The organism is Clostridium sartagoforme AAU1 (assembly GCF_000401215.1).
Lineage (GTDB): Bacteria > Bacillota > Clostridia > Clostridiales > Clostridiaceae > Clostridium > Clostridium sartagoforme.
Map to the genome: position 1 here is coordinate 18501 of NZ_ASRV01000213.1, position 23183 is coordinate 41683.

22 protein-coding genes are annotated in these 23183 nt (G+C 27.6%); 7 read left to right on the plus strand and 15 right to left on the minus strand.

Features of this window, described 5'->3' with window-relative positions; translation table 11 throughout:
• Positions 1–13 precede the first annotated feature (13 nt).
• Both A500_RS16925 and A500_RS16930 read right to left on the minus strand, forming a co-directional pair.
• Complete coding sequence (locus A500_RS16925) at positions 14–766, minus strand: hypothetical protein (RefSeq protein ID WP_040437093.1); 753 nt, start codon at positions 764–766, stop codon at positions 14–16.
• Between the two features lie 13 nt (positions 767–779).
• Positions 780–1772: a CotS family spore coat protein gene (locus tag A500_RS16930; protein WP_016208790.1), complete on the minus strand. Its 993-nt coding sequence runs from the start codon at positions 1770–1772 to the stop codon at positions 780–782.
• 153 nt (positions 1773–1925) lie between these two features.
• Here A500_RS16930 and A500_RS16935 point away from each other — a divergent pair, with 153 nt between their 5' ends.
• On the plus strand, positions 1926–3047 hold the full coding sequence (locus A500_RS16935) for a glycosyltransferase family 4 protein (RefSeq protein ID WP_016208791.1): 1122 nt from the start codon (positions 1926–1928) through the stop codon (positions 3045–3047).
• Positions 3048–3071: 24 nt separating this feature from the next.
• On the opposite strand, the gene A500_RS16940 is transcribed toward A500_RS16935, so the two are convergent.
• A complete protein-coding gene (locus A500_RS16940; protein WP_016208792.1) occupies positions 3072–4157 on the minus strand; it encodes an ABC transporter substrate-binding protein in 1086 nt (361 codons plus the stop codon).
• A gap of 201 nt (positions 4158–4358) precedes the next feature.
• Here A500_RS16940 and A500_RS16945 point away from each other — a divergent pair, with 201 nt between their 5' ends.
• Positions 4359–5246 (plus strand): LysR family transcriptional regulator, encoded by an 888-nt coding sequence (locus tag A500_RS16945; RefSeq protein ID WP_016208793.1) that lies wholly within the window; start codon positions 4359–4361, stop codon positions 5244–5246.
• Between the two features lie 8 nt (positions 5247–5254).
• Here the strand turns inward: A500_RS16945 and A500_RS16950 are convergent, their stop codons facing one another.
• The 4 genes from A500_RS16950 to A500_RS16965 all read right to left on the minus strand — a co-directional run bounded on the left by A500_RS16950 (position 5255) and on the right by A500_RS16965 (position 9265).
• Positions 5255–6220 (minus strand): polyprenyl synthetase family protein, encoded by a 966-nt coding sequence (locus tag A500_RS16950; protein ID WP_016208794.1) that lies wholly within the window; start codon positions 6218–6220, stop codon positions 5255–5257.
• A gap of 121 nt (positions 6221–6341) precedes the next feature.
• A complete protein-coding gene (locus A500_RS16955; protein WP_016208795.1) occupies positions 6342–6854 on the minus strand; it encodes a Gx transporter family protein in 513 nt (170 codons plus the stop codon).
• A gap of 9 nt (positions 6855–6863) precedes the next feature.
• The gene (locus A500_RS16960; RefSeq protein WP_016208796.1) at positions 6864–7244 is read right to left on the minus strand and encodes a NusG domain II-containing protein; all 381 of its coding nucleotides are present in this window, start codon (positions 7242–7244) and stop codon (positions 6864–6866) included.
• A gap of 131 nt (positions 7245–7375) precedes the next feature.
• The gene (locus tag A500_RS16965) at positions 7376–9265 is read right to left on the minus strand and encodes an FAD-dependent oxidoreductase (protein ID WP_016208797.1); all 1890 of its coding nucleotides are present in this window, start codon (positions 9263–9265) and stop codon (positions 7376–7378) included.
• A 317-nt stretch (positions 9266–9582) separates the two neighbouring features.
• On the opposite strand from A500_RS16965, the gene A500_RS16970 reads away from it, so the two are divergent.
• Together A500_RS16970 and A500_RS16975 are read left to right on the plus strand one after the other, a co-directional pair.
• Positions 9583–10017 carry an FMN-binding protein gene (locus A500_RS16970; RefSeq protein ID WP_016208798.1) on the plus strand — a complete coding sequence of 145 codons (435 nt, stop codon included), beginning with the start codon at positions 9583–9585 and terminating at the stop codon, positions 10015–10017.
• Between the two features lie 106 nt (positions 10018–10123).
• Positions 10124–11167, plus strand: coding sequence for an FAD:protein FMN transferase (locus A500_RS16975; RefSeq protein ID WP_016208799.1), 1044 nt, complete (start codon positions 10124–10126; stop codon positions 11165–11167).
• A gap of 32 nt (positions 11168–11199) precedes the next feature.
• Here A500_RS16975 and eutH read toward each other — a convergent pair whose 3' ends face one another.
• From eutH to tsaD, 5 genes are all read right to left on the minus strand, one after another.
• Positions 11200–12288, minus strand: coding sequence for an ethanolamine utilization protein EutH (eutH, locus tag A500_RS16980; RefSeq protein ID WP_016208800.1), 1089 nt, complete (start codon positions 12286–12288; stop codon positions 11200–11202).
• A gap of 119 nt (positions 12289–12407) precedes the next feature.
• A complete protein-coding gene (locus A500_RS16985; RefSeq protein ID WP_016208801.1) occupies positions 12408–12818 on the minus strand; it encodes a hypothetical protein in 411 nt (136 codons plus the stop codon).
• Positions 12819–13007: 189 nt separating this feature from the next.
• Entirely contained in the window at positions 13008–14264 is a 1257-nt protein-coding gene (locus tag A500_RS16990; protein WP_016208802.1) for a S1C family serine protease, read from the minus strand.
• A gap of 85 nt (positions 14265–14349) precedes the next feature.
• On the minus strand, positions 14350–15378 hold the full coding sequence (locus tag A500_RS16995; protein WP_016208803.1) for an alpha/beta fold hydrolase: 1029 nt from the start codon (positions 15376–15378) through the stop codon (positions 14350–14352).
• A gap of 54 nt (positions 15379–15432) precedes the next feature.
• Positions 15433–16443 carry a tRNA (adenosine(37)-N6)-threonylcarbamoyltransferase complex transferase subunit TsaD gene (tsaD, locus tag A500_RS17000; RefSeq protein ID WP_016208804.1) on the minus strand — a complete coding sequence of 337 codons (1011 nt, stop codon included), beginning with the start codon at positions 16441–16443 and terminating at the stop codon, positions 15433–15435.
• Between the two features lie 225 nt (positions 16444–16668).
• Between tsaD and A500_RS17005 the strand changes: the two genes are divergently transcribed.
• Both A500_RS17005 and A500_RS17010 read left to right on the plus strand, forming a co-directional pair.
• Positions 16669–17301, plus strand: a complete 633-nt coding sequence (locus A500_RS17005; protein WP_016208805.1) for a RusA family crossover junction endodeoxyribonuclease — start codon at positions 16669–16671, stop codon at positions 17299–17301.
• 15 nt (positions 17302–17316) lie between these two features.
• Positions 17317–17904, plus strand: a complete 588-nt coding sequence (locus A500_RS17010) for a GDSL-type esterase/lipase family protein (protein WP_016208806.1) — start codon at positions 17317–17319, stop codon at positions 17902–17904.
• 100 nt (positions 17905–18004) lie between these two features.
• Here the strand turns inward: A500_RS17010 and A500_RS17015 are convergent, their stop codons facing one another.
• Positions 18005–18958: an NAD(P)/FAD-dependent oxidoreductase gene (locus A500_RS17015; protein ID WP_016208807.1), complete on the minus strand. Its 954-nt coding sequence runs from the start codon at positions 18956–18958 to the stop codon at positions 18005–18007.
• 276 nt (positions 18959–19234) lie between these two features.
• Between A500_RS17015 and A500_RS17020 the strand changes: the two genes are divergently transcribed.
• Positions 19235–21028 (plus strand): LTA synthase family protein, encoded by a 1794-nt coding sequence (locus A500_RS17020; RefSeq protein ID WP_083935718.1) that lies wholly within the window; start codon positions 19235–19237, stop codon positions 21026–21028.
• A 79-nt stretch (positions 21029–21107) separates the two neighbouring features.
• Here A500_RS17020 and A500_RS17025 read toward each other — a convergent pair whose 3' ends face one another.
• Together A500_RS17025 and A500_RS17030 are read right to left on the minus strand one after the other, a co-directional pair.
• Positions 21108–21704, minus strand: coding sequence for a hypothetical protein (locus A500_RS17025; RefSeq protein ID WP_016208809.1), 597 nt, complete (start codon positions 21702–21704; stop codon positions 21108–21110).
• 129 nt (positions 21705–21833) lie between these two features.
• Positions 21834–23177, minus strand: a complete 1344-nt coding sequence (locus tag A500_RS17030; protein ID WP_016208810.1) for a TldD/PmbA family protein — start codon at positions 23175–23177, stop codon at positions 21834–21836.
• Positions 23178–23183: the final 6 nt, after the last annotated feature.

A 23183-nucleotide genomic window follows, 5' to 3' on the forward strand; every position in this document is an offset into this window, starting at 1 on the left:
TCAAACTCCCCCACTAAATTAATAAACATCTACTATCCATTTTTCTTGCCTTATATAGACTTTCTATAATTTCCTCTTCTTTTAAATTTAATTTTCCTAATATATATCTCTCCATAATCTTAAATTCTTCATTTGGATATGCACTTAATGACCTTAAATATTCCTTACTATCTTCTTCTAAATTTGATTTAGTAACATAAAAATTTATTATCTCTTCTATATCTATATTTGTGTCTTTCCTCTTTATTTTCTTTATATATGAATATATATCATGTTCCTTAATGTTATATGTTAAATATTTTATTGTTCCTATAAAAATTTTATTATCTCTAGATACAATTAAATTATTCTCATCAACTCTACCTAAACAAACTTCATAGTTTTTCATACTTCTCTCAATTAAACTTCTATAATTACTTGAGTATAAGTTGTTTAAGGCTTTTTTACCCTTATTTAATAGATATTCACCATTCTTTATTAAATAGAAATCAATTAAATTTAAGTGACTTTTATTTTCTATTTCTTTAAGATACCTCCCTAGTAAAATTATTTGAGAATTATAATTATTAATTTCTCTCCCAATAGATCCTCCGATTCTAGGTAATAAATTTTCTTTATAAGAATTAACTTTACTTTGAAATAGAACTATATTTTCAATTTGAGTAAATATACTTTCCCAATTCTTATCTATTGTTTTGCTTACTTTTTCATTTAATATATAAATCTCTCTTTCTTCTAAATATGATTTTAGTTCAAATTTTCCCATCTTATCACCTCTATCAAAAAAAGCTATCAACAAACTTTTCTCTATTATTCCTATCCCTTAGGTATTTATTAAGCTTATTAACTAAAAATTCTTCTCCCCAAGGCTGCTGTTCCCAATAGTATTGAAGTCCAATTTGCCAAAATCCTTGTGGGAATCTAATAAACCCTTTTATAAGTTCTAGTTCATCATCATATATTGAATGAGTTTTAGAGTAACTATCTAACACCAAGGTGGCTCTGGCATTACTCCAATTTCCATCTTTCATACTTCTAATTAGTAGTGATGATAAATCATGTATATGGGAATCTAATATGCAATAATCAAAATCTATTATATTTAAATTCCCACTTTTATCTATTAATACATTGTGATTAGCATAATCATGGTGACAAAATCCCCTTTTCATGACTTCTCTATCCATAACTTCTATATATTTATTTAATTTTAATTCCTCTATTGATTTCCTTCCCCTTTGTAATTCATCTTCTATAGCCTCTAGATATATTTCATCAAATATAGATCTATATGCTTTTTGATAAATCCTTTTTTTAAAATCTAATATTTCTTCACATCTTGTTTCAAAAACCTTTATCCATGAATACCAAGCTATTCTTGGCTTCATACTTCTACTAACTGTAAACCCCTCACTACATTTATGAAGTTCTCCTAATTTGGCTGCTGCCAACTCTAGTTCATGCAAGTTTTTATAATTACAATTTCTACAATCTATCCATTTATTTAAATATGCATAACAATTACCAAGCTTTATATATCCAGAATTATCTTTAGTTTCTATAATTGTGGGGATCTTATTAAATCCACGTTTTTGTAAATGATTAATAGCTGAAAATATAAAATAAAAATGAGAAAATTGATATTTAATAACTTTAATACCATAATCCTCATCCTCAGTTCTAATCTTATAGCTATTTTTGATCTTTTCTATACTTAATATATTTAAAGAATACTTAGATTCAATTTCTTTCTTTATATATGAAATATCCATAGAATTCTCCTTAAGACTTATTCTATGTCATTATATGAAAATATATATTTTATTGTGTTTATTATCACAGAATTAAATTATTAATAATATTTTGTTATATAAATAAAAATACCTAATATTTATAATATATAGGATAATTTTAGGAGGATTAGTATGAAAATATCTATAGATGCAAGAGGTATAAACTTATATAATGGTACTGGTATTGGTACTTATACCGAAAACCTTGTTATTGAACTTCTTAATATAGATAAACAAAATGAATACTCATTATTTTGGACAGGAACTGATTATGAAAGATTTAAAAAAGACAATAGTAAAATAATTTTCACCTCTAAAAAGCATGGTGGATTTTACGAAAATTATTATTTTCCTAATTTTATAAATAATAATAATATTGATATCCATCATATTCCACAAAACGGAATTGGCCTTTGTGATAATTATAAAAATAATTGTATAGTAACTATACATGATCTAATTCCATATATTTTACCAGATACAACTGGCAGGAGATATCTTGAAAGATTTTTAAAAAATATGCCTTCTATAATAGATACCGCCAAAGGAATTCTTACTGTTTCTGAATATTCTAAGAAGGATATTTTAAAATTTTTTAATCATATACCTGAAGAAAAGGTTTTTGTTACGCCTTTAGCTGCTAATTCAAATTTTAAACCTTTAGATAAAAACTACTGCAAAAATTATATTAAGGAAAAGTTTAATTTAAATACTCCTTATATATTATACATAGGTGGATTTAGTGTACGTAAAAACGCTAAAGAACTTATCTTAGCTTTTGATAAAATTTTTAAAGACCTTAAAGAGCCACATACATTGCTTTTAGCTGGATCTCTTAAAGATGAAGGTATGAAACTTGCTCAAATGGTAGAAAATTTACCTAATAAAAATAATATAATTTTTACTGGATTTATTGAAGACTCTCTTCTTCCGGTTTTATATAACGGAGCTGAAGCTTTTGTATATCCTTCTTTCTACGAAGGTTTTGGGCTTCCACCTTTAGAAGCTATGAGCTGCATGACTCCAGTCATAACCTCAAATGTTACCTCTATTCCTGAAGTTGCTGGAGATGCTTGTATATTAATAGATCCTTCTAGAAGGCAAGATCTAGAAGAATCCTTAGTAAATTTATTGAATAATAACAGTTTAAAAGAAACCTTATCAAAAAAGGGGTATGAAAGAAGTCTTAAATTTTCTTGGAGGGAAACAGCAATTAAAACTCTGTCTGCCTATGAGAAAATATATCAACTCTAATTATATAAATCGTATATTATATAATTAAAATTTATTATAATTCTTTATTTTAGGAGCCCTTTCAACTATATTACTTAATATTAAGAAGGGGCTACTTCCTTCCAAAATTTTATTACTTTTATCTTCATACTTTATTCTTAAAGAATATAATGAACTAGGTACAAAATTATAATTTAATAACTCTTTAGATAATAACTCCTTATGAGTTGCTGAATAAGCAATAAAACTTTTGATAACTTCTTTATTATCATCAACTTTTAAAGCCACTAAATTTTCTCCACCTAAATCATAAAACCTATTTTCACCAATATTAAAGCTTGGAGGATTCTTACACTCCCACTCTCCATTTATTTCATTTGTATTTATATCTTTATAAAAATCTATAGAAGCTATTCTACAAATATAATTATTGTCATTTATAAAGTTATTATTATATACCTCATTTATAGTATCTTTGATTTCTGCTTCAGAATACTCTTTACTTTCTAAATCAACTAATTGCGCAGTTATTAAAAGATTTATATTATCTTTATCCTTGCTTGAAAAGATATTTATTTCTCCATTGCTTTTATTATATATATCTTTTCCTATACTTATTAACTCACTCCATGTGTTTATATCTTCTACTTTATACCCATAAGTCTTTAAAATATCACTTCTTAAAAATAAGCCTATAGGATTAGATGTAAATGGAACTGCATTATAATTTTTATTTATTATAACTTCTTGAAGTCTACTTTCATTAAAATTTTTACTGTAGGTTTCAATTATTTCTTTATTTTCTTCTTTAAAATTCAACTTATCCTTAATTTTATTTAATTCTATAAAATCTAAATAAACTATATTGGGTAAATCTTTAGAATCTGTATTTGAAATCTTTTCTAAATAATTTCCATCATTTATTTTAACAACTTGCACTTTAACCTTTTTATTGTTTTCTTCAAACTCTTTTGCAATAGAAGTAAAATATGAATAGTACTTCTCTTCTGACCATATAACTATATTTCCCTTTAACATTCCATTACTTGGTTTGGCAAAAAACATATTAATGGTTATTATAATAAATATAGCTATTAATAAATATATTATTAATTTCTTTCTTATTTTCATATCAATCACATCCTCATATATATAATAAAATTATACACTATCAAATAGCTTTATTGCATAAATTGTAGTAAATATCCAAACTTAACTAAATTATTGTTAAGAATTATATTATTAAATATATATAATATCAAATAATTTTGATTTTTCTATATTATTATACTATAATATTTAAACATATAGATTATTAGATAGGAGACTATTATGCATATAGATAGTTTAAATTATTTTTTTAAGGTTGCTAAATCAAAAAGTATTTCAACAGTAGCTAAAAATACTCATATATCACAATCTGCACTAAGTCAACAAATACTTAAACTAGAAGATAAATTAAATGTAAAATTATTAAATAGAAGTAATAAAGGTGTTACTCTAACTCCAGAAGGAGAAATTTTATTTAAATATTGCGAATCTATTCTTAGTTCTTATAATAAAATGCAAGAAGAATTATCTAATTCGATTCATAAAAAGACATTTATATCAATTGAAGCTGTTGAATCTATAAGCTTAACTATTTTGCCAGCTTTAGTTTCTAAGCTAAAAAAGGTATATAATTCATATACTATAAATCTTAATACTATAGATTGTTGTTCTAATTTAAATTTATTAAATAATATTTGTGATGTTTATATATGCTATAGAAAACCAGAACGTAATGATAGTATTGTTACAAAACAACTAGGAAATGATGAAATAGTTTTAGTTGCAGATAAAAACTTTCAAATCAATAGTATAAAAAAAGAGCAACTTTTTGAATTGCCCTTAATTTTAGCTTCAGATAAAAACTGCTTAAAACGTTTTTTATGTTCAGAATTAAATTGTGATGAAAATGATTTAGATAACTCAAACATTCTCTATAGAACTAATTCTTATTTTTCTGCACTAAATGGAGTTTTATCAACTAAAGCTGTTACATTTATACCAATGAGTATGTATAACAACTATTGTTCTACTACTAATATAAAAAGGATTAAAATAGAAGACTTTTCTCTATCAATTCCAATTTATATAAATTATTCTGAAGCCTTTTATAAAACTAATTCTGATTTTATAAAATCATTAAAAAATATGTTAAAAGGATACTTAGTTTAAGTATCCTTTTAATATGTTCTTAACAACAACCATTCCGCTATATCTCTTAAAATATACTTATATTCATTTTCTGGAAGCCTATCTATTCCTTTAAAACATTTCTTCATATACTTTTCTGCTAATTCCTTAGCGTTTTCTATTCCATTATTTTTCTTAACTAACTCTATTATTTTACTTACTTCTTCTTCTGTATAAAAATCCTTAGCCAGAATATTATCGAAAGCATTTTTATCTTTTTTGTAAGCATAAATTAATGGAAGTGTGTATATACCTTGTTTTAAATCATTTGCTGCAGACTTTTTAATACTTTCATCATTTCCTTCGTAATCTAATATATCATCTATTATTTGAAAAGCCATACCTAAATTATGCCCTATATTTCTAAGCTCTCTACTAATCTTTGTGTTTGCATTACATTCTGCTGCTCCCAGGTATAATGAAATTGAGAATAATTCAGCTGTTTTACCTGATATTCTGCTTAAGTAATCTTTAACAGATAAATTCATTGAAAATCTAGAATTTAATTGATTTACTTCACCCATACATATTTTAGACATTGCTCTTGAATCAACTTTTATAGCTTGTAATGAAGCATTTGTTGCTAGGATTTTAAAGCATATGCAAAAAAGATAATCACCTATGTAAACGGCATAATCCTTTCCATATTTAGATTGAATAGTTTCTTGACCTCTTCTAAGTTTTGAATCATCTATTACATCATCATGTACTAATGTAGCCATATGTAACATTTCAATTACTGCAGCTGTTGGAATAGATTTTTCTCGATCATACTCTCCAAACTTTGATCCTATTAAAACAAAAGCTGGTCTCAATAACTTACCACCAGATTCTATTAGCTCTATTATTGAATTCTCAATTTTCTTGTCTTTGCATTTAACATTACTTTTCATAAGATTCAATACATCAACAAGTTCTTGCTTTATCTCAGGATACTTATTCCAAATTTTGTCCATTATAATCCACCTTCTTAGTGATAATCTAAATCATAAATTTAGTATTTTCACCTTGTTAATATATATGTTTCAATTAATAATTTAAATGATAAATATACTACAAGTATATTTATCTTTTATATTATCTAAACATTGGTAACTTCCTTAAATGTGCTACTACATAGTTTGCAGTTATACCAATAAAAATCCCAGTAATAATTCCTACAGTTGATAATATAGGTAAATATAGCATAACTCCTATATTTTTAACTATTAAAGAAGCTATTAATAATTGCCCAACATTATGAAATATTGCTCCTGCCGAGCTTACACCTATGATACTAACCTTATCTTTAAATAAATCTTTTACAATAGTCATTGCACCAAAACTTAAAATTCCACCTGTTGCGCTATACATAAAAGATGATAAGTTACCACCGAACATTGTTGATAATGTAAGTCTTAAGAATAATACTAAAAAAGCATCTTTCTTGCTGTCTAACGTATATAAAGCAATAACAGTAATTAAATTCGCTAATCCTAATTTAGCACCTGGTGTTACAAATGGGACAGGAATCATTCGCTCAACAATATGTAAAACTAAGGCTTGAGCCACTAATAATCCTATATATACTATTTTATTAGTTTTTTTCATAGCTCCTCCTTAATAAGATAGTATAACATCATCTTCACTCGTTCCTTTTATTTGTATCATGACTTTATGAGGAAGACATACTAAACTTTGCCCAGGTTTCTCTATATAATCTGGATTCATGCATACCTTATCTGGGCAGTCTGCTTCTATTATACCTATTTTGTTATCCTTTATCTTTATAATATTTATTCCTTCTTTAGTTTTTATTTCTATAGTTTTTTCACCCTTATTTTCTGATAAAGGTATTGTTTTATACAATTTTCCCGAAACTGTTATTTCTGCATATGTATTGTTAAACCCTTTTCCTACTGATGCTCCTAAAATAATTTCTGGTAAAAAGGATAATAACATTAATACTGCTATTATAACAAAATCTAGTTTTTTAAACATAAAATTATCATCTCCATTATAAATAATTGGATGAATTCACAATTTATATATACATATATATATAAGGTAGAGCAAAAACCCTACCTTATATAATTATTATGCAATATGGAAATTATATCCTACCTTAATTTCTATACATTTTTATAAGTTGGTTGCTTCTTTCCGTGCCAGAAATTATCCGCAAGCCTAGTAATCCATGGCATTATATAATAATCTAATCCAAATACTCTACCTGCACCACCCATTAATGCAATTGAGCCAAAGAAATACCAAAGTATATCCCAACCAGCCATAGCACATAAAATAAAGTTTACTACCATACCTGCTGAAACAGCACTAAATATAAATGTAAATAATCCTGCTATTAAACATAATCCCATTCCTATTTCCATTAATACAACAATTCTTTGGAACCATACAGCTACTTCTGGATTTGGCATCATTATTTGCATTATTGATGCATACCAGCCTGGAATTTCCTTAATAATTGGAGTAGCCCATTCTGTTGCTGCTTCTGCATTTGAAGCTCCTGTTGCTGCTGATGCACCTGATGTTGCATCTTGTAACCAAGTAAATGGCATCTTAACGTTACCTGCTTTAGTCCAACTATCAGCACCAATAGTTATTGCCTTAAAGAAATCGCTTATGCTATCAGCTTTCCACATAGCATCCCATGTGCCTTCACCTAATAGCTTCTTTATTCCTTCTATTAACCATAAGCATCCGATATATAATCTTAAAGGTACTAACCATAATCTATTTGCTTTAGATGATACATGACCTCTCATTACAGATCTTCTATCTTCCATTGTAAAGAATTCATGTTGTAAATAATTATATACAGCGTTAATATTATTTACTCCCCATAGGTAATACATATTAACAAAATGTTTCATTATCATTGCAAAGAATCCTGATAATTTCATTCCCATTAAGTTAGCAACGCAATATCTTCCACCAATTGAAACCATAAATCCATGGTACTTACCTTGGAATTTTTCCATTTCTTTATTTTCTATTGAAGCAATTATATTTTTAACTGCTGTATTAGCTGTTTGTTCTGCTGCTTCAACTATTTGTGGAGTACCCTTACCAGCTTCTTCTTCAAAATAAGCCATATCTCCAACAACAAATACGTCTTTCTTCCCTACAGCTTGCATATATTCATTAGTTTGTAATCTTCCTGCTCTAGCTGTTTCTAGTCCATATTCCTTAGCATCTTGGTTTGCTTGTATTCCACAAGTCCATATTAATGTTTTTGTCTTTATTTCTTTTCCACTCTTAAGTACTATTTTATCAGCAGCTACTTCTGTAATAGGAGAATTCTTTAATATCTCCATTCCATGCTTAGCCATATATCTTTCTGCTTTATCAGCTTGCTTTCTATCTAACATATTTAAGATAGTTCCCATAGCTTCAACAACTTTTAAAGTAACTTCACTTTCATCAACATTATGTTCTTTTGATAATTTAGTTTTCCACTCTAAAAGTTCTCCTGCCATTTCTATGCCAGTAAAACCTGATCCAGCTACTATAAAAGTAAGCATTTCCTTTCTTTTAGCTGCATCTCTTTCTAAGCTTGCTTTAGCAAACATATCTTGTATATGCTTTCTTATTTTTAAAGCATCTTCAAATGACCATAAAGTAAATCCATTTTCTTTTACTCCTGGTACTCCAAAAAATGCTGGTTCACTACCAGTTCCAATTACTAAGTAGTCATATGAATATTCTCCACATTTAGTCTTTACTACCTTTTTATCTGTATCTACATTTTCTATAAGATCTGTAACTAAATTAACTTTTGATTTTCCAAAAATTTTAGATAGTTCAACTTGTACAGATTCAGGATGAACTCTCCCCCCAGCAACTTCATGTAATTCGGTCATTAAAGTATGGAATGGATTTTTATCTATTAATGTAATTTCCACATCGTTATTTTTCTTATATTTCTTTGCTAATTTCTTAGCAGCATGAACACCACCGTATCCAGCACCAAGAACAAGTATCTTATTTTTTGACATGTTACACCCTTCCCTTCATTATAAATAATTCTAAAATAGCATATTTAATTCTATACACTATTTTAATATATGTCTATATACATCGCATTATTTTTTTGTGGCTTTTTTAACAATTTTTTCTCTTTAAATAATCTGAAAATTCTTCTTCATCCCTTATAATATCATGTTTTTACTCTATTGTCTATTTTTTAACACGATAATTTTTACTTATACACCATAAGAAAATCGAATATCAAACCAAATTATTATTGTGTATAATAATTTAGTAGTTTAAAGTACTTATTTAATATTTAAATATGTTTAAGGGGGATTTTATTATGAAATCAAAAAGAATTTTAAGTTTAGTAGCTGTTGCTGCATTAGCTACTACAGTATTTGTTGGATGTGGAAGCAAAGATGCTACTACTGATACAGCTAAGGAAACTGGATTAAAAGCTGGTACATACAAAGCTGAATCAGAAAAAGATGAAAGAGGTTATGTTGCATCTATAGAAATCGAAGTTAAAGATGGAAAAATAGCTACAGTTAAATATGATGAAAAAGGTGATAAAGGCAGTAAGTTAGACGATGCTGACTACAACACTAACATGAAAGCTAAGAGTGGTACTAATCCAATCGAAGTTTATCCTAAATTAGAAGCTGCTTTAGTTGAAAAGCAAGATGCTTCTAAAATTGATGTAATAACTGGTGCTACTCACTCAGTTGATTCATTCAAAGCTTTAGCTGAAAAAGCTTTAGAAGGTGCTAAATAACATCACCTATAAAAGGATTTTAGGTTTTTTAGCCTAAAGTCCTTTTTATTTATAACTTTTTTACCTATAATAGATATTGACATATTATTTAGGAGGATTATATTATATGAAAAAACATTTTAAGATTCTTACTTCTTCCCTTTTGTTAATTTTTTTTCTCAGTATTTTGACTGGTTGTTCAAAAGATAACAAAGTAACTGAACCTATTTCTAGGACTGAATTAATGATGGGAACAGTAGTAAGTGTCTCCCTTTATGATAGCAGTGATGAGAAAATATTAGATAAAGTATTTGATAAAGTAAAAGAATTAGAAAATAATTTAAGCATAAACGAAAATGGTACATTAGTAGATAAGATTAATGAATCTGCTGGAGTTCAACCAGTAAAAGTCGATGATGATACATATAAAGTTATAAAACAAGGAATAGAATATTCCAAGATATCTAATGGGTTCTTTGATATTACCATAGGGCCTTTAGTTAAGCTTTGGAGTATCGGACTACCAGAAGCTAAAGTTCCTACTCAAGATGAAATTAATTCAAAGTTACCTCTAATAGGATTTAATGATGTTGAGTTTAACGATGATGATAAGACAGTATTTTTAAAGAGAAATGGCATGATGCTAGATCTTGGAGGAGTTGCAAAAGGATTTACTGCTGATGTTATATCTGACATCCTTACAAATGAAGGAGTTAAAAGTGCTATAATTGATTTAGGTGGAAATATTTTTGCTCATGGTGAAAAAGTTAATGGTGGTAATTGGAATATAGGAATTCAAAATCCTTTCTCTGATCGTGGGGATATAGTTGGAACTATTACTGTAAAAAACAAATCCATAGTTACATCTGGAATATATGAAAGATATATTGAAAAGGACGGTATTAAATATCATCATATTCTAAATCCTAAAACAGGTTATCCTTATGATAATGAAGTTGCCGGATTAACTATAATAAGTGATACATCTACCGATGGTGACGGATTTTCTACATCAGTCTTCTCAATGGGTGTTGAAAAGGGCATCGAATTTGTTCATAATCTAGATGGTATAGATGCTATCTTTGTAACAAAAGATAATAAAGTTTATATAACCGATGGAATAAGAGATATTTTTAAATTAACAAATACAGATTTTACTTTAGCCAATTAATTTAAAAGGAGCTGTCGCACAATTATCAATTCCTAATTGGAATTCCTATGTGACAGCCCTTTATTATTTAGTTTAATAGCAATAATTACTCCTATGATTCCTGATATTAATTTTACTAATATATAAATTAGAATAACTTCTTTTGCTTCTATAGAAACATATCCTAGTTGTCCACCAAATACATATGCACCACCTACTGAAAAAGCTGAGCATATTAATTTCCCTCTATCATCTAGTTCATCAAAATTAGTAAATATTATTACTGCTGAAGCTAAACTCCCAATAAGAGATGTAACAGATATTGAATTAATATGTAATACATTTCCTAACATGCTTATTTCCTTTTTTAATACTCTTCCTATTACCTCTAACATAACATTAGCACCACCCAAGAAAATAGCTATCTTTCCAACTATGGTTAATATCTCTTCCAAAGGAAGTAGATTTTCTACTATTTCTATTCCTGTTATGGATGTAAAACCTTGCAATCCCAACCCTATAACCCCTATCATAACTATTATTTTAGCTATATATTTAAAAAATGATATCATAGCATTAGGTGCTTTATTCAAAACTATTGAAATAATTATAGATATTATTATAATTGGTAAAATACTAATTATAATATTGTATAAGTTAATTTGTAATAGTACTCCCCCAATAAACAATCCTATTGGTAATGCTATTATTCCACATAAAATTCCTTTGCAAAATATATCAATATTATTTCTATTAATTATACCCAGAGCTAATGGTACTGTAAAACTCATAGTGCATCCTAACATTGATGCTATTAGTATTCCAGAAAAGTACATCATATTATGATTGTTAGCTATAGCTTCAGTAATTTTATATCCTCCCATATCAACTGCAATAAAAGAAGAAATTATTACTGATGGGTTTATAAAACTATTTTTAAATATTGGTAAAATATATTTAATTATAATATCTGAAATAATTGGCGTTATTGAAAATATCCCTATCATCGATAAAGCAAGAGATCCCATACTTTTAATTCCATTCTCTATCCCTTTATATAAATTAAATCTTCCTCCAATAATATAATCTACTATTCCTAATAAAAAAAAACCACCTACTATATAAAGCATTATCTTTTCCATATCATATCTCCATTTATATTCGTATAAAGTTAAATTAATTCTATCAAACTTTATTCAATCAAAAAAGCCCCTTAATAGTTAATTAAGAAGCTTTTTTGATAATTAATCATTTAGTCAAATTAGCAATCGCATCCACATGATGGCTTATCTGGAAATGGTTTTGGAACTGGGTTGCCATTATTTTCAGGCTTTCCTATACATTTTCCATTATAAGATGAAGTTTCTAGTTCAGAGTATTTTATTACTATATTGTCTTTATAAATCTTTAGCATATACTTTGTATTTGGACATAAAGGTCCTAATAAGAATTGTCCGTGACAATCTGTAAAAGTATGAGTCAATGGATAAGGATATCTGCATCCATCTACTACTTGTAATAATTTTACTACTGCATCTACTACAGGCATTCTATTACAATCCAAAACTGTTCCAAATATAACTGATCTCTTTTCCTCTGGTAATCTAACGACTGCTTCAATTTGTTCGTTACATCCTGTCTTTAGTTCGCATGATGTTATTCTTCCGCTCATAACTTTGCCTCCTAAGTTTAAAATTAATTTCGTATAGTATAATGTATTCCGTTATTTATAAAATGTTCTTTGTGTTGAGTGGTTTTGACAAAAAAAGACTAGTTATATTAGAGTATATCTTGTTAAAATATACTTATATAACTAGCCTATAAAATTTCAATCTAAATATTTAGATCGAAATAGTATATATTATTCCTTTACTTCCAATTGAATATCAAAACTTTTAGTTTGACCATTTCTAATTGCTTCTACTTTAACTACATCACCTTCTTTTTTGGTATCCCTAATAGCTCTTAATTCATCAAATGTCTTAATTCTTTGTCCGTCAAACTTAACGATTAAATCTCCACTTTTCAGACCTGCTTTTTCTGCTGGGGAAAATTCTGTTACCTCAATTATATATAATCCTTCTTCCATATCATATTGTTTGGCAAGTTGCTCATTAATCTCTCTTATTGATACTCCTAAATTTAATATCGGCTTTGATAATGAATCTATCCTATCTTTTACTTCATTTATAGGAATTGAAAATCCAATTCCTTCTGCTTCACCTGACATTTTTAATGTATTTATTCCTACTACTTCGCCTTTTGTATTAATAAGTGGTCCTCCGCTATTTCCTGGATTAATTGCCGCATCTGTTTGTATTAAATTTAGTTTAACACCAGTACTTGTTTCTACCGTTCTATTAACTGCACTTACTAATCCACCTGTCACAGTTTGATTAAAATCCTTTGAAAGTGGTGTTCCTATTGCTAGAACTTCTTCACCTGGTTTTAAAGCATCAGAGTTCCCTAATTCAACTATAGCCGGTACTTTAATACTATCGTCAGTTAATTTTAACATAGCTATATCTTGATTTTGATCATAATTTACAACTTTTGCTTTTACATCTCTACCATCCGATAAAGTAACAATAACTTCTTTTGCTCCTTCTATTACATGATAGTTTGTTAATATATATCCTTCTTCATTTATAATAAATCCCGAACCCATTCCATCTACTTGTTGTGGAATTATTCCGCTATAATCTGTTACCCCATTTGCTGATACTATTACAACAGCTGGAGCAACTTTTTCAAAAGCTTCGCTCTTTGTTAATGCCTCTCCTGTTGTATTGAAAGTTTGTGGATTTGGTGTAATATTATTCACCTTTTGGTTTGCATTAATATCCTTCATAGCATAATACACACTTCCTCCCCCTATAGCTCCTCCAAGAAGCCCAGTTATAAGTGCTATTACTATAAATTTAAATCCACCACTTTTTTTCTTCCTTATGACCTTGGTATCTTTATTAGGATTGAAATTATTATTTACTTCTATAAATCTATGTTCGTCCGTATAATCTTCTTTTGTATTTTCTTCAACTGAAGTTCTTAAAACTTCAGTTTCTTCATTGCTAACATCCTCATAATTTTCTACATCATATATATTATCATCACTCATCATAAAATCCTCCTAAGCATTTATAATTCCTTCTTACAGTTATTAATATACCCCTTTTATGTGACAATTATATGACATATAGACATTAATTCTTAGTTGCTTTTTTCTGTACTCTTTCAATCTCATTAGCCTGTTTTATAACTTGTCTTATACCGCTTATTACTGAATCAGGTTCATACATCGCAATTATTTTACTATCAGAATTTATAGTATGAACTTTTGTCAGTTCCTCATCTCCAAGTGATGCTAATTGTTCCTGTCCGTCCTTTGCTATTAAATAATATGGTTTTCCACTAAATATACCATCCTCTTGAGTATTACTTTCCCCACTTGTTATATTTTGTAACTCATTATATACAGCGCTTGTATAATTACTTTTTGTTCTATGTACATTAAATTCATTTAAACTAATATCATCTAACTTATTTTTAAAATCCTCTGTGTCACAAGCTAAATTTAATTTATCCATTAATGTAGTTATACCTATGCTTGATCCAATTTTTTCTATATTTCTTCTAACTTTTTCTATCATAAGATTATTTTTAAATTCTTTTGTATTAATATTATCTTCTACAAATGGATTTACTAAAACAACACCTGCTACTAAATCTGGATATTCTTTTGCAAATTCCGCAAGTACTAAACTTCCATATTCTTCTCCAACTAATATATATGGAGCTGACACCGCAGATTTTCTTAGCAATAACCTTAAGTCTTCTGCCTGCTCTTTAGGAGTTCTTAATGATCCACTATCGCTATACCCATACCCTCTTCTGTTATATACAAAAGTTGTTATATCATCATACTCTAAAGTTAACTTATCTGATATAATGTTCCATTGGCTTAAATTAGTTCCAATATTTCCGTCAAATATTATAGTATATTTACCTTCCCCATTGGTCTTATAATCTAATCTCTTATCATCTACTCTAACATAGTCTACTCTTTGTTTTAATGTTTCCTTTGCTATAAAATTACTTATTCTTTGATATATAAAACCTATAGCTACTAATATTATTAACGATAAAAATATATTTCTAATAATATCCTTAGGTTTTAATTTATTTTTCATATTTACTTTATAAAATCCATTTGAATGTGGTAAAAGCTTCACTTTAAACCTTCCCCCTACTTGTTATAACTTTATTAATTTAAATTACTTATTATTTTATAGCTTTAGATTTGGTTTTGCATTTATATTTAATGGTGATTCTAGTCCTTTTATATAATTGAAATATGCTGCACTACCTATCATAGCTGCATTATCTGTACACAATATTGGTGAAGGGAATAATACATCTATACCTTTTTTTGCAGCAGCTTCAATAAGAGATTTCCTAAGTGCTGAGTTTGATGCTACTCCTCCAGCTATTGCAATTTTGTTAATATTCTTTTGCTTACAAGTCTTTAAAACATTTTGCTTTAATACATCAATAACAGCTTTTTGAAATGATGCTGCTACATCCGCTTTATTTATATCTATGTTTTGCATTTTACATTTATTTATATAATTTAATACGGCTGACTTCACTCCACTAAAAGAAAAGTCTAAAGTATCATCATGAAAATTAGCTTTTGGAAATTCTATTGCATTTTCATTTCCCTCTTTAGCTAATTTATCTATCTTAGGGCCTCCTGGATATCCTAGTCCTAAAGCCCTAGCAACTTTATCATAAGCTTCCCCCGCTGCATCATCCCTTGTCTGCCCTATAACTTCATACTCACCATAATCTTTAACATGAACTATAAAAGTATGCCCACCTGAAACTACTAAAGATACAAATGGTGGTTTTAAATCTTTATGTTCTATATAATTTGCACAAATATGCCCCTCTATATGATTTACTCCTACTAATGGTTTCTTTGATGAATAAGAAAGTCCTTTAGCATATTGTAATCCAACTAGTAATGCTCCTACTAAACCTGGGCCATATGTTACTCCAATTGCATCTATTTCTTCTAGCTTTACTCCTGCATCTTCGAGAGCTTCCATTACGACTCCATTTACTACTTCTATATGCATTCTTGAAGCAACCTCAGGAACTACCCCTCCATATTTTTTGTGTGTCTCTATTTGTGATGCTATTATGTTAGATAATACCTCTCTACCATCTTTAACTACAGCTGCAGATGTTTCATCACAACTTGATTCTATTGATAATATTAATTTACTTTCCATTACAACTACCTCTTAATCTAATTATATTTATAATAAACTGTTTTGAATTTATTTTCATTTTTTGTTTTCTTGTTAAAAGTATTTCATTGTTGTATATTAAAATAAGGTTTATATCTTATTCTTAACATTGTTTATTATATAATGAATAAAAAATTATTCATTATTTTTGCTAGAATTAATGGATTTTTAAGGATATATTAATATTATTTTAAAGGAGTTTTCATAATGAGTACTTATGCAAAGGTAATTGTTCCAGGATCACCCATTTCCAAATCTAATTTCAAACTACATAATAAAGATGGCCGAGCAATTCTTCCTTATAATACAGGAAAATCACATGATAGATATGCTCTTTATGAAGAAGAAATTGCATACTATGCTAGGTTGCAAAATCCGGATACTATATTAGATGAATCTCTCATAGCTATTCTTAAAGTTTATTATAAAAGTGAAAAAAGGCATCCTGATACAGCAAATATAACTAAAAGTATTTTTGATGGAATTGAGAAAAGCGGTCTTATTGTTAATGATGCTCAAATAACAAAAATAATAACAGAAGAGTTTTATGATAAAGAAAATCCTCGTTTTGAATTAGAATTTTTTGCTGAAAGTGAATATGAAGTTTCTTATTCAGTTTTACCCAAAAAAGAGCATGGTAGTAAAAAACTTTATTCACCTATAAGAAAATCTAATAAACAAAAAACTATTAAAGATAAAATAGTTAGCAATGAAAATATTAATTCTAGTAATATGCTAATATGTGAATTTTGTAATAAAAAAATTGAAGATTCTAATTTAATTAAAGCAAATGGTGGTAAAACATTTATATGCAGATCTTGTTTTAATAAGTTATTTTAAGAGAGGTGCTTTAAATTGAATAAAGATTACTTTGTTTTTATAGGAGATAGTTTAACTTACGGATATGGAGTTAATAAAACTGATAATTGGGTTGAAAATTTAAAATCATTACAGTCATTAAATATAATAAATAAAGGAATTAATGGCGACACAACTACAAATATGTTAAATAGATTTACAGAAGATGTTATATCCTATTATCCAAAGAAAATTTTTATAATGGGAGGAACAAACGACTTTCTTTCAAATAGACCCTTGAATTCTGTTTTAGAAAATATAGAGTTAATGTTAAAAGAAGCTTTAACTATTACTAGGGATGTATTTATAGGCATCCCCCCAATAATATTAAAAGAAGATGCTAAAAGGCTTTTTATGCCATCTCCTACATACGATTATTGTGAGAATCAACTGCCTTTATTAAGAAAATCTTTAATTAATCTCTGCACTAGATATAATGTTAATTTTATAGATTTTTATAAAATTACTTTAGAAAACTACAAGTCAAATATTTTTATTGATGGTATTCACTTAAACCTTAAAGGCCAAACTTTTTTATTAAATGAATTTATGGTTATATTAGAGAAACTTTCTTATAATAATTAAAAGTGTAAAGTTTATAGTTAATTTATTTTCAGTGATTTTAAATAAATTATACCTATAATTTTACACTCTTAATTTTCAGATAGTAGTACTTGACTAATTTTTAGTACACATATTTTTTCAAGTAATTTGATACCAGTTCTCCAACTGTATATCCATTTTCTCCGCTATTAAATATATTCTTATCCCTTGTTAATAGCGTTCCACAAGCAAATATTCCCTTTGCTGAAGTTTCAAAATTTCTTACTAATGGAATTTCATATTCCCCTAGCTCTATATTTGTTTTTCTCATAAAAGAAATTTCAGGATAATATCCAACCGTTAATATTAAAGAATCACAATGTATAGTATCAATTCTTCCACTATCTATATTTTGAATATCTATATTTTCTATTCTCTCATTACCATCTAGTTCAACTATACGATGATTCTTTATTATGTTTATATTAAAACCCTCTATAATCTCAAGTTCATCTTTTTCTAAAGGAATATCACTAGAAGATTCTATTATTGCATTTACTTTAGCCCCTTCTATTAATAATCTTCTTGCAAGAATCAGCGAACGAATATTTTTTCCTAATATTACAGCTTCTTTTCCTGGAAGAAATCCCTGTAAATTAATAAGTCTATGTGCAGAAACCACAGTAAATATTCCTGTATATTTATGAACAGGTATATTTATATTTCCTGTAAATCTTTCTCTGCAACCAGAAGCTAGTATTATAGCAGTTGCTTGTATTTCCTGTATTCCTTCTACCGGATTCACATATGAAACCATCTTGTTCTTAGTCACTTCTAATACTTCAGTATTAAGCTTATATAGTCCACCTAAATTTTTAAAGTCCTTAATAAGCCTGCTTCTAAGTTCTGGTCCTGTAACATCCTTTTCTAAATAATACTGACCAAATCCATTATGTATAAATAAATTTAAATTCCCACCTAATTCATCTTCTCTTTCTAAAATCAAAACTTTTTTAATTCCATTTTTCAAAGCAGAAACTCCGGCTGAAAGTCCAGCTGCTCCCCCTCCAATTATAATTAAATCATATTGAAGCATATATAACCTCCATTAATGTTAAATAAACCTATATAGATATTATATCATAATGTATTTTTCTTAACCTATTATTTGTTAAATTATCTCTGTTATTGAAATTTATTTTTACATTGGATTAAAAATTAGTCAAAACTAATTTGCTTTATAAAAAGACCTATACTATAATTTAATTATTGTAAAAAGGCCTATCACATTACTATATATATTTGAGGTGGTATATTGGATAAATTTTTAAGAAAATTTAAGAATAATAATAACTTTAGCTTTGATAACATTATGAGAATAATATTATTTTTAATTCCTCTTATAGGGATTACTTTTAAAAGCATTATATTTCAAGGTTTTGTCATTAACCAAGATCCTTATTCATTAGATATTCTTGCTGGATACAATTCGGCAAAACCATTTATAAATTATTATTATGCTTTTACATTGATCTTTATTAGTTTTTCTTTATTATTTAAAGGAAAGGGACGAGTATTATATCTATTTATAATAGATATAATAATAACTTTACTAATATTACTGGATTTAGGATACTTTAGAGGATTCCTAACAATGCCATCAGTATTATTATTGAGTCAAACAGCTAATTTAGATAATATGGGTGGTACTATATCTTCAATGTTTAGTAGTAAAGATTTTTTACTATTCATTGATTTTATAATATTAGGTATATTTGTATTCCTTACAAGGAAATCTTATACTAGGGTTAAAAAGAGAGCCCCTATTACTTTTATAGTTACATTACTATTAGGTATTTTATACATAGGATATGTTCCTTTTAATTTACATGTACTAAAAAATGAAGATGTTAAAAATGGATACATATTCTCAAATTATGATCCTACAAATACAGCTAGATATTTTTCTCCTGTAGGTTACCATTTATTTGATTTATACAATGTTTATAAAGATTCAATGCCTTATAATTTAACAGAAGAAGAAAAATCTCAAATTGAAGAATTTTTTAATAAAAAAGAAAGTCTACCTGATAATGAATATGCTGGTATGTTTAAAGGTAAAAACTTATTAGTTATACAAGTTGAATCATTAGAAAGTTTTGTAATTAATAAAGAAATAAATAATCAAGAAATAACACCTGTTTTAAATGAATTAGTAGATTCAGGTTTGTACTTCCCAAATATCCATGAGCAAGTAAATGAAGGTACAAGCTCTGACTCGGATTTAATGATTAATACTTCAATGTTTCCATTAAGAAGGGGTAGTACTTTCTTTAGATATCCAAATGCTAAATATAATTCTCTACCACTTTTATTAGAAGAAAATAACTATGATACTATAGCAATACATTCCGATAAAGGTTCTTTCTGGAATTACGCTGCTGGGTTAAAGGGGATAGGTTTTGAAAAATTTGTTGATTATTATTCATTTGATATTGATGAAGAAATAGGACTTGGATTATCAGATGAAAGTTATTTTAGACAAGTTACTCCAATGTTAAAGGAATTAAGCAACCCATTTTATGCCTTTACAGTTACCCTAACAAGCCATGGACCTTTTGATTTACCAAAAGAAAAAAGAGCATTAACTTTAGATAGTGCATTAGACAGTAATGAACTTGGAGGGTACTTCCAAAGTGTAAATTATACAGATGTTCAAATTGGAAAATTTATGGAAACATTAGATAAAGAAGGTTTGCTGGATAATACTGTTGTGATTATTGAAGGTGATCATACAGGTGTTCATAAATATTATAATAGTTCAATTGAAAAACTTTCCCAAAAAGAAGATTGGTATTTGGATAATGGAGATCATACTGTACCATTTATAATCTGGTCAAAAGACATTAAAGAAGCAAAGACATTTGATACTATAGGCGGACAAGTGGACATTATGCCAACACTTTTATATCTTATGGGAGTACCAAATGATAAATATATAAATACATCTTTAGGTAGGAATTTATTAAATACAAACAAATCTTTTGCTATTCTTACAAACTTAGATGTAGTTGGTAACTTAACACAAGAAGAAAAAGAAATGTATAAAAATATTGTTGATTTATCAGATAAAATGATTCGTAGTAATTACTTAGAAGATAATTAAAGATACTAATTTTGAATGTTTATTGTTATTAGTAAAATAGGCTAACTGATCAAATTCAGTTAGCCATTTATTTTAATAATTATTCTGCTTTTAATTCTTGTACTCCAGTTATACTTGTCTTTGTATCATCTTCTTTATCTGCTATTTTAAATGTATCTTTAGCTTCTTGATTTAAGAAGTAAATATTTCCTTCAATTACTTGGTTTACTAATTTAAAGTTTTTACCTGAAACATAAACATCACCTTTAAAAGTTCCATGTTCAAGACTTCCATTTATACTATTGAAAGTTATCTTTGGAGCTGTTAAGGTAAATCTATTTGTAACCTTTTTGTTTTCATCTTGAGTATATAAAGCTATTTTACGTTGATATGTTTCTTCTCCAGTAGTAGCATCTTTTTTACCATTCTTAAAATCTCCATCAACTACTAATTCCTTGTCAAAAGTCAAATCATTTAGTAATGCTACTATCCAAGTTCCTTCTTTGCTTATTCCTTTTTCAAAAGCTGAGTTGTCATTTACTATTGAAGCTGTTGTAACTACATCAGTTTTTTGCTCTTCTGTTGTTGATGGTTTTTCTTCTGTTGTTTTGTCTGCGTCCTTATTATTTCCACAAGCTACAAATGCTGTAGTAGCTACTGCTAGTGTTAATGCTAATAAAAGTGATTTAGTTTTCATATGTGCACCTCCATAATGCTTGAATCTTTTGTTTTAATTAACCAAATAAAGTATATCATATTGATAAAGTCTCAACAATAATATTTTTTGTTTTTATTTTTATATTATTCATTATTAATTAAATTCTATTTACTTTCCTGCTATAGATAATCCATTGACCTTAACTGATGGACTTCCTACACTACTCATTGGAAACTTCAAGTCATTACCTATTTCCTCTATATTCTTTAATAAATCAAAGAAGTTTCCCGCAACTGTTATTTGTTCAACTGGATATTCTTTTTTACCTTCTTTTATATAAAAGCCCTTTGCTGCTAATGAAAAGTCTCCTGTTATTGAATTTGCTCCTGAATGTAAACCAGCAAATTCTGTTATTAATAAGCCTTCTCCAATTTCTTTTAATAAATTATCAAAACTTTTTTCGCCTTTTTGAAGATATAAATTTGTTGGTGAAACTCCCACTGGTGATGCATAAGAATTTTTAAATCCATTTCCTGTTGATTTAGTATTTCCTTTATGCGCAGTTTTTAAATTATGCAATAACGTTATAAGCTTCCCTTCATGTATTATATCTTTTTTCTTCGTTGCAACTCCTTCATCATCAAAAGGAACTGACGCTAGGCCATTTTCTAAATGAGGATTATCTAATAATGTTACTTTTTTATTTGCTATTATCTCTCCTTCTTTTCCTTTCAATAAACTTAATCCTTTTTGAGCTGCATCCCCACTAAATACTCCAGCAAATGTTGATAATAACGACACCATGGCTTCATTATTTATTATTGTATTATATTTTCCTGATGGAATTGACTTTCCACCTATTCTAGATAAAGCTTCATTAACCCCATCTTGTGCTAAAAGTTTTGGATTTACCTCATCTAATGAAGTAGCTATAATATATCCCATACCATCATGCATATCTTCTTGATTTTTTATTATTGGAACTACATAAGCACTTAATAAGTTTGATTTGTTTTCCAAATTTAAGCCTTTAGAATTTATTATTCCATACTTAGCTTTATTATAGCCTATTCCACATCCTCCAAAACTAACTACTCTATTATCTAAAGTTTTTGCTTCTTTTTCCATGTTTAAAGCTAGGTCTATAAGTTTATCTGCTGGAATATTTTCTAGCGTATTATAATAAGTATTAACTGCTGAATATTCCTTATCTCCTTCATATATAAATTGAATATCTTCATTTTCTATAGTCAATGCACTTTCCTTTGCATTTTTTACAAGCATTTCTATTGCATATTCATCTAGTATTTCTGTATATGAATATCCTATTTTACCATTTATTTTCCCTCTAAATGATAATCCATAAGAAGTAGTTAAATTATATTTTTCAACTTCCTCATTATATACATTTATACTTAAGCTTTCTCTATCTACGTAATAAACTTCATACTCATCAAATTCGTTATTTTTAGCTTCTTGAAATAATTTATTTATAAATATATTTAATTCCACTTTTAT